Raw genomic sequence first — 9747 nt, forward strand, 5'->3', positions numbered from 1 at the left:
AGAGCATGGATTTACCTCGCTTGGAGATCTCTTTTATGTTTCAGCCCAAGGCCTTGCACTGAGCAACCTCTTCTGTTTATCATGCCAGGGCTATGATCCAAGCCCTGGAACAGCTCCGTATGAAGCAAATACCACTACTCCGGCCTTTAATCTCACTACAGGTATCCCAGCAAGCTGTGCAATTGCAGATGTTAACATCAACTACACTGCCATGACAGAGCCAGCCTTCGGCGGGACTGCATTAAGAAACTGCACAGGAAGCACAGACCATACCTGCTCCCTGCTGGCTTCAGATGCCTTGCTTATCAATGAGACCGATTACCTTTACATATCCTGCCAAGCAGGAAACCAGACAGGCTCTTCAGGAGCGCTCCAGATGAGCCTCAGCTCCTCAAACCTTGATGCCATTGGTGATGCTGCAATCCAGGCAGGCATTGATGTAAGTGTGATATCCGGAGCTGCAGTCTATGAATCCCAACAGATATATCTTCTCCGGGCAGACAACACTCAAATCCTGGCAACCTGGGACAAGGTGGCTGCTGACGGCAGCCAGAGATGGCTCTTCAATTATCTCAGCTCTGCAGAGTCTTTCATCAGCAACTTGTTTAACCTTACACCAGCTGTGTATGCAGCTGAGTTCCAAGGACAGACATTTGCTGCTGTGAATACAAGTGTAAAGACAACGATTGACGTAACGAATCAATAATCCTTTTTATTTTGAGCATAAATACTTTCTACTGGGCAACGTCTACACTCTTTGACAACCCTATTAGGTAACAGATCCAGAGTACAACATTGACCAATCCTCCTTCTATTTTCCGTAAGGTTTTATAAACACATCCAGTTTCCACAGCCTATGCCCTTCAAGGTGATTGCAATAACCGGAACTCCAGGGACAGGAAAGACGACCCTTGCCAACAAGCTCAAAAGCCAAGGCTACCTCCTGCTCGATGTTCCCTCGCTCATCAAAAACTTCAAGCTTGCGGCAGGCTATGACCGAAAGCGCAGGTGCTCTATCATTAACATTGAAGGCTTTGTAAAGGCAATCGGCATGAGCATCAGGCAGATCAAGCGTATCAAAAAGGATATAAAAGGAATTGTTATTGACTCACATCTCTCCCATCATCTCCCAAAAAAACTTGTCAGCCAGTGCATCGTCATGCGTTGCAGCCTAAAAACGCTGGTGAGAAGGCTTCAAAAAAAGGGATATTCCAAAAGAAAAATAAGGGAAAACCTTGAAGCAGAGATCTTTGAGGTATGCCTCCAGGAAGCCCGGGAAAGAGGGCACGCCATAAAGGTGATCACTTCATGAAAGCTGTGATCTTAGCAGCCGGAAGGGGAACCCGCATGAGGGGAGTTTTTGGAGACCTTCCAAAGGCGCTCATCCCGCTTAACAATGTGCCGTTTCTCAAATACCTCTTCAATAACCTCCATGCAGCAGGCATCACTGATATCGGTATTATCGTAAACTACCAAAAAGAAAAGATTGCAGAATTCCTGGCCTCAGCCAAAATACCGGCTACCCTCATTCGTCAGCCGGGCACTAAGGGCACAGGAGCGGCAGTTGCCTCAGCAGAGGAATTTGTTGGCCGCAGGCCATTCCTGGTTGTGAGCGGAGACAATCTGTATTCCGGAAGAGACCTAAAAAGAATCTCATCATTCCGCAATGCAGTTGGCGTTGTGCAGCATGAGGAGCCGCAGCACTTCGGCGTCATCAAAGAGCAAAGGGGAACTCTTAAGGAAATCGTTGAAAAGCCTCAGAAATTTATCGGAAATAAGATCAACACAGGATTATATTCCATGACAGAAAAAATATTTCCTTATCTCAAAAGGCTCGCTCCATCGCCAAGAGGCGAAATTGAGCTGACAGACGCAATCAACCAGCTCGCGAAGAAAACTGAGGTCGCAGTGGTTGAGCTCAAGGATTACTTCATTGATATCGGGAATCCTGAGCAGGTAAAATTCGCAGAAGCCTTCATCCGAAGGCTGCAGGAAGAAAAATGCTTGTAGAATCTTTTTCCGGAGTGCGCGGGCTGTACAAGGAAGATCTCTCCAAAGAGGTCATCCGAAGCTATGCATCTGCATATGCCAGATTCTTGGCTAGACACCGCAAATCACCGCAGGTTGTCATAGGGATGGATACACGCCCCTCCTCTGGCGCCATCCACAGCCAGATGAAATCTGCCCTTCTGGCATCAGGCATTGGCGTCATCGATGCAGGTTTCAATACAACTCCGGCGATCCAGCATGGCGTGAGAATCTGTAAAGCAGACGGAGGCATCATTATAAGCGCCTCCCACAATGAGCCGGAATGGAATGGATGGAAACTCCTTTCGCCGACAGGCGCAATCCTTCCCAAAAAAGATATGGATCAGATTATCCGGATGCGGCGCAATCCTCTCCAGGGCAGTGCAGAGGCAAAGCAAGGCTCAAGTGTTGATAAGTCCAAGGAGCTGCGTGACGACTACATAACCTTTCTGCTCAATACGATTGGCCAGGACGCAGTCGATAGGATCAGAAAAGCAGGCTCAAAACTGGTCCTTGACCCGAACGGCGGCGCAGCAACCGTCCTTTTGCGCGACCTCTTTTCCAAAATCGGCATCCAACCCGTGTACAAGAATATGGATTTAGGCGTCTTCAATCGGCTCATCGAGCCCAACGCGCTCTCCCTCGCCTATCTTACCTTTTATGTCGAAGATCTCAATGCAGACCTTGGCGCAGGATGGGACTGTGACGGAGACCGGGTAGAGATCGTTCTGCCGAACAGCTCAGCATTCACGCAGCAGCACGGAAAGATCATCTCAGGCCAATACATCCTTGCCATTATTGTCGATGATTTCCTTTCAGATTACAAGGGATCCCGTAAGATTGTCGTAGTCAATGATGCTACCTCCGGCCTGATTGCGGAGATCGCTGAAAAGTATGGGGCCACGATTGTTGAGACAGAAGTTGGAGAAACAAATATTGTGGAAAAGATGGATGAACTGGGCGCCCCTCTAGGGGGGGAAGGCTCCAGCTCAGGACCTATTGTCCCTCCGTCCCGCTGCAGAGACGGCCTCCTCGCTCTCCTCTTAATATTGAAAATCATAGCCAAAAGGAAGAAGCCTCTCGGTGAAATCCTGGGGGAGCTTCCCTCATATACAACCTCAAGGCTCAACATTGCCTGCGCTGCCGATCCCGTAAAGCTGCGAAAAAAGCTGGAGGGGTATTGGAAGGCCCAGGAGCACATCCAGGAAATCCGAAAGACCGGAGACGAAACAGGGGGCTTGAAGATTATCCGCAAGCCCACCAAGGAGGGCCCGGGCTGGATCTGGTACAGGCAATCGAAGACTGAAGGGAATGTTTTCAGGATTATCACCGATGCAAAATCAAAGCTCTATGCTGACAAGCTCCTCGCAATGGGGGAGAAGGCATTTAACGATTGTTTGGCAGAGATGAAGAAATAATTTTAAAGCTTCCTTGCTTTGTGTTTAGTTCTATTAACCATCCATTCAGATTCAGCTGGAATAATCCAGATTTCAAATATAGTGGGCTGACCAAAATATCTGAGCATAATCTGCCAGCCGCTATAGCAATATAGTCTATGCCTTTTAAGGTTTATCCGAACGCAATGCAGCATCCAAAACCATAAGCTTTATATACAACTTAAGTTGTACATATATACAACTAAATATGTTACCTAAAAACAGTATAGCTCTGGAAAAAGAATACAAAAGATGCCAAAAGAGTTTTATTACTATAGGTAAAGAATCTTATAAAGACTATCTTGAAGAGGCGTATTCTGATCTGGATTCAGCAGATAAGGAAGAGAACGATAAATGGGCAATAGCCAAAGCTTACCAGGCATTATTCCTATATTGCAACGGCTTATTGGTAAGAAAGGCTGGTTTTTATTCAAAAGACCATGGGTGCGTAATCATTGGTCTGCTCAAAAACAATATAGTGCCGAAAGAAACACGGGAAAAGATCCATAACCTGCTTGAGGAGAAAAAGAAAGCCCTTACTGAAATAGAATTAAAAGACGGCTTCTTTGAAGAAATGAGTAAAATAAGGATTACAAGAAATAGATACCTCTATTTGCCAAAGACGCAAAGGAAATTAAAAGAATCTCCGAAAGAAAGGGTGAAAGAAGTCAAGGAAATTATGAGGATTCTGGGTGAGATAGAATGATAAGAAAGCTTTTGCCTTTGACAGAGAACAAATTAAGAATCTTGCTGTATATTTATGAAAAAAAGGAAACCCATCTGCAGGAAATATCCAAAAATCTTAAGATACACCCATATTCATTGCAGAAAACAATTAAATCACTTAAACTTGTCTTAGAAGAAAGGAAAGCAGGTAAAACCATACTTTTAAGCTTAGACAAGAAACAACCTGATTATCCTGATCTATTATCGACAATAGAAGACTATAAACTAAAGACAAAAGATAAGATTTTAAACCTGTTGCTCAGGAATTTGCAGGAACTTTTTTCTAAAGATAAAAATGTATTAAGCTGCTTAGTATTTGGCAGCTATGCAAGAGAAGCAGTTAAAGAAAGCTCTGATATTGATCTGCTGTTTGTTGTAAAGAGAAAAGATAAAGGATTATTAAAGAAATGTTCCCACTTATCCACTTTATTGGGCAAGGAGATAAACCCCCTAGTATTCAATGAAAAGCAGTTTAAAGAGGTTTTAAGAATCAAAGAACCCGCTATAACCTCCCTCTTAGAGCCCTCTCAAAGACTGATTATACTGGGCAGGGAATATTTTTTAAAGCTTGAAAATATTTGACTAATCAAAAGAGGCAGGGATGAAGTAATGCTCTGCAGGTTACCTTTCTAAAGTCGTAATAAAAGATTATATACTCCTGTGCTCTTAAGCATGGTTTGGGGGTTAAATTGCTAGAAAAGAGGGGTAGTTGGGCATTTCGTGGTTATTATCTATCTCTCGTTCCTTGATCCATAAGTGCATTAAATAGAAAGATACTAGGCAAACTTATATGAAAAAAAACATACTGCTATTCATCTTCGGATTAATTTTTTTGATTAGTTCTCAATATACTGCTGCAAGTTGTTACCCTCGGTGTGGAGGAGAAATCTCTTTCAATTGTTGGAATGAATCTCTGATGGTGTATGCAAGATACAACATGACCCACCATAGCATGGAGGATACTATAATCTGTCAGAATTTCTCAGAATATTCAGGGAACAGTCCAGCAAGTATACCTTCAAAACGGGGTTTGTTTGATAGCAACGCAACAAATCCACAGGGATATAGCACTAAATATCATATGAACATCTCTGACTCTTCAAACATTAAAACCATGACTGATTTTTCCGTACTCGTTTTAGCTAATGTTACAGCAACTCCAACCCTCACAGATCTATCTATTCTTGCATCAAGCTCGTGTGACTCTAATAGGGGGGGATGTACTGGAGATAATCTCGGGTGGTATGTTGGGGTTTATTCTAGGGAGGATACAACCAACATGGGGGTTGATTTTCTTTATAATGGAGATACAGTAACTCATTACCAAAATGACACAACCACAACTACCACCATAAACAGTTGGAATCTCTGGACATTTATCCATGATAACCTAAACTCAAAGAATTCTATCTACATTAATAGGACAAAGGAATATGAATTTTCTTCAGTGGGAGATCCTGTGATAAATGACATTCCCTTCGAGATAGGAAACACCAATCAATTTAAAGGAGAGGTAGCCCCTGGGGGAGATTACACTTTTGATGGACTTATATCTTATGTGATTGTATGGAATGGAACAATCCCTCAAAGTGTTATAAACAGGTTGGTTAACAATACTGATTTTACTAATCCTGCAGAATTATTTCTTGTTAGGGAATCCACTGTGCAATCGCCCCATGCCGCGTTCTCTTCCTTCACAAACAACGCATCAACAGTATCTCATAATGGTGATTCGGTAGAGTTTACAATAGATATTCAAAATGCAACAGGCTATATACTCAGTTGGAACGATACTGGAGTTTTTGAGAATGATAGTTTTGTTCCTTTAAACTCCAATGGAACAGTTACAGTCACAAAAAGCATTACAGCAACTAAGGGAGCAGAAATCTATGCGCTCTTCTATGCCAATAATTCTGATGGAGTTACAAACCAGTCGGGATTCTCGCAGTTTACTGTTGCAAACGCCCCTCCCCCGCAGGTTACAGGGTGGGTTTTCCCTGAAACTGATTTTGACCATGATAATTATAACATCACCTTCAACTGGTCAGATGTTACTGATATAGATGGAGACTCTGTAACTTACCAATTCTATATCAACCTTTCAACATCAGGGCCGGAGATTGTTTCTGATTCAGTAGACTCAAACTGGACTGCAAACTTCGCAAATGATACTGATTATAAATATATAGCAGGAACATTTGACGGAGAAGGGTATGGCCTAAACTCAACCCCTAGAATATTTACATTAGATACTACGAACCCCATCATACATTGGAATTATCCGTCAGCAGATAACACAACCATTTCCAACAAAAACCTATCCTTGGATATTGAATGCTCTGACGTGAATTTATTTGAGATGGCCGTAGATGTAACGAACAGTTCAGATGATTCAATCTTCTCAACATTCTTGAACACAACAACAGAAACAATATTAACAGTAACTGACACAGTCACCTTAACAATTGAAGATACATACAGGGTAAATGTAACTTGTTCTGACCAGCATACAGCCAAGATTATTCCTGATTATAACACTGAGAAGGATATTGCGAACGATAAATTAAGCTACGATACAGGAGATAATCTTATTAGCATCTCTTTGAAGACATCTGCTGTCGGCATAGATGATTTCAGTACGACAAAGTTAACAGACAGGTACACATTCAGTTATGATTTCTCATCAACTCTGGAAGATGCAACAAAGAGAACCTTTGTCTTTGTCTTAGCAGCGCAGCATCCTTTGATCTACCTTCCAAATTCCCAGTATAATTCCCACTTTATATCAAACAGAAACTGGATTGACTTTGATCTCAATGATGGAGATGCCATCTATGATATTACAAAGATTAATGACAACCTCTATGAAATAGCCATTACAACCTCAAAAACCAAGCTTGACTTTAATTCAATAGGTGGGTTGAATATCAAAGAAGAACATGCAAATTATACCTTTGAAACAACACCCCCAGGCTACGTAAATAATGCGGCAAACGGAACAGATCTGACAAAGACAGGAGAAGATGTGCATTTTAATGTAACGTGGTCTGATTCAAATCCTGGAGAGGTTATCTTCTGCTTTGGTGATGGTGTGGCGTGTACTAACGAATCCCTTGGAAATTATACTTCCGGACAGAATTTCACGGTTAGCAAGACTATAACTGCCGCCCATAATCAAGTAGTGAGCTGGCAGTTCTTTGCAAATGACACAGCAGGCAATGTGAATAATACCCCATTAGCTACTTTTACTGTCGCAAATACCATTCCCTCCGCTCCAACCCTGGTAGAATATGTATCTCCTGTGACTGCATTTTCTGATTCATTGTTAGTCTGTAATGCTTCTGGCTCAACAGATGCAGACAACGAAACCATCACCTTCAATTATGAATTTAGGGATACTGGCGACTCCGCAATATTGCAAAATTTCTCAAATCTAAGCACATTTGATTGCGCAACTCCAGGATGCGATAAAGGAGATACAATATCCTGTCATGCAAAAGCTTCTGATGGTTTTGATTTTAGTGCAGAAGGCCCTGTTGCAAATATCACAATACAGAATGCAATACCTAACCAAACCTTTCCACTCTTAAATTCCTCATCTGGAACAAACTTCACGAATGAGAATCTGACCTGCCATAATCAATCAACATTTGATGCAGATAATGATAATGTGGCAAATATCTATGCATGGTATAAGAATAATCTTCCTTTGAATGATCTCTATTTGCCATTTGAGATAAACATAAACGATTTCTCAGGCAATGCAAATAACGGAGTGCAAAGCGGAGGGGAGTTTGTAAATGGAGTTCTTGGAAAAGGATTACAATTCAATGGAGCCAATGAATTCATCAATATCTCGGATGATGCTTCATTAGACTTTACAAACAAGAAATCATGGGAGATCTGGTTTAAGAGAGACGCCCTGGGTGAAGAGACTGTTTTTGATAAAACAAACTCCAATGATAATCTAACAAACTATAAGCTTTATCTTGATAGCAGCAATAACCTTATATTTACATATTCCATCTCAGGCGTTGCAGCAGGGAATGCTATTTTTGAAACCCTCGCAAAAACAGGCTTTGATGAAGGAACATATGATGATACTGAATTTAACACAACAAGCAATGCTGTGCAATTATCCTTCTCAAAATCAACAGGAAATTACTCATCTAATATAGCTGATGCAGGCGCAGTATCTGCGTGGAATAATATTTCATGGACAGAAGAATTGCCGTATGGAGAAGAGCTGCCTGATGATAAAGGCACGGATGAAGGAGAGTATATGAATAAGACAAGCATGTCAGGAAATGTTCTTTTGATGCATATGAATGAAGCATCTGGAACAACTATTGTTGATTCCTCTGGAAGTGGAAATAATGGAACCTATAATGGGGCATTATTGAGTCAAAACGGAAAACTCAGCACTTCTATTGGTTTTGATGGAGCAGACGATTCCATCCAGATACCTTCCAGCTCAGGAGATGAGCTGGATATAACCTCTGATTTGACTGTTTCAGCATGGCTCAAGTGGAAAGGTCCTTCTGATCCGCCTGATATTTATTATCCTAGAATACTTGAAAAATCATACCAAACATCTTATATGTTTTCATTAAGGCCAGATGATGCAACAAGGCTGTCAGTATGGATTGAGAATGGAGAGAGAGCATCAACTCCTTCAGGCTCATTGTCTTTGAATGAATGGCATCATGCAGCCTTTACATTTGATGATGCTGCCAATACTGTCAAGATTTATATAGATGGGATACAGCAAGGCTCTGGCTCATATACTGGCTCGATTACAGGAAGCTCTAATGACGTGTATATTGGAAGGTATCCTCAGAGCGCAGTAGCGTTCTGGAACGGCACGATGGATGAGGTGGCGGTATGGAACAGAAGTTTAACTGCAGGCGAAATCCTGGATATTTATAAGAGAGGAGCTTTAAGGTTGAATCTAAGCGTGAGGAGCTGTGATGATTCCAGTTGCGATACAGAACAGTTTGCTGATATTACAGATATTTCCCCACAGGATTTGGCAATAACTGACAATCAGTATTTCCAATATAAATTCGCTTTTGAGACAGACAACGCTACCTATACCCCAAAGCTGTTTAATACGACAGTTGGCTACACAGTAACAGAAGGCGTTGCAGAGACGAGTTTAAGCTCAGCAGCGCCAATAACAGACAATAACTTCCATTATGTTGCTGTTACGTTTGATAATGATACTGCTGCTAATAACTTCAATATGTACATTGACGGAGTCTTAAATAACTCAAAGACAGATCATAATACCTCAGGATTCATAGATAATGATTTATATGTAGGAAGGAATTACCAAGGCACAACATACTTCGATGGAACTTTGGACGAATTCAGGATTTATAATTATTCCTTAACCCCAGAACAGATCAACAACAATTATTTATTAAATTATAATACAATAATCTCAAACGAAACAACAAGAACAGAAAGCTATATCTGCTCCATAACCCCAAACGACGGAGAAGAAGATGGAACAACCTTAAATTCAACGTCATTAATAATAAGAAATCAGCCG

The 9747-nt window shown here is 41.6% G+C and carries 7 protein-coding genes; all 7 read left to right on the plus strand.

Translation table 11 applies throughout. The features are described 5' to 3' along the window. A partial coding sequence (locus VJB08_00330; protein ID HLD42418.1) for a hypothetical protein occupies nucleotides 1–706 on the plus strand: 706 nt, incomplete at its 5' end. Between the two features lie 150 nt (nucleotides 707–856). After that, nucleotides 857–1312: an AAA family ATPase gene (locus VJB08_00335; protein ID HLD42419.1), complete on the plus strand. Its 456-nt coding sequence runs from the start codon at nucleotides 857–859 to the stop codon at nucleotides 1310–1312. Next, nucleotides 1309–2010, plus strand: a complete 702-nt coding sequence (locus VJB08_00340; protein ID HLD42420.1) for a sugar phosphate nucleotidyltransferase — start codon at nucleotides 1309–1311, stop codon at nucleotides 2008–2010. Before VJB08_00335 ends, VJB08_00340 begins: the two co-directional genes overlap by 4 nt. Next, nucleotides 2001–3446, plus strand: a complete 1446-nt coding sequence (locus tag VJB08_00345; protein ID HLD42421.1) for a hypothetical protein — start codon at nucleotides 2001–2003, stop codon at nucleotides 3444–3446. Before VJB08_00340 ends, VJB08_00345 begins: the two co-directional genes overlap by 10 nt. A gap of 226 nt (nucleotides 3447–3672) precedes the next feature. Beyond that, nucleotides 3673–4170, plus strand: coding sequence for a hypothetical protein (locus VJB08_00350; GenBank protein HLD42422.1), 498 nt, complete (start codon nucleotides 3673–3675; stop codon nucleotides 4168–4170). Further along, nucleotides 4167–4772 carry a nucleotidyltransferase domain-containing protein gene (locus tag VJB08_00355; GenBank protein ID HLD42423.1) on the plus strand — a complete coding sequence of 202 codons (606 nt, stop codon included), beginning with the start codon at nucleotides 4167–4169 and terminating at the stop codon, nucleotides 4770–4772. Before VJB08_00350 ends, VJB08_00355 begins: the two co-directional genes overlap by 4 nt. A 697-nt stretch (nucleotides 4773–5469) precedes the next feature. Continuing rightward, nucleotides 5470–9747, plus strand: a 4278-nt coding sequence (locus VJB08_00360) for a LamG domain-containing protein (GenBank protein ID HLD42424.1), incomplete at its 3' end; no start/stop codon positions are given.

The sequence above is a fragment of the Candidatus Nanoarchaeia archaeon genome, from assembly GCA_035290625.1.
Lineage (GTDB): Archaea > Nanobdellota > Nanobdellia > Woesearchaeales > DATDTY01 > DATDTY01.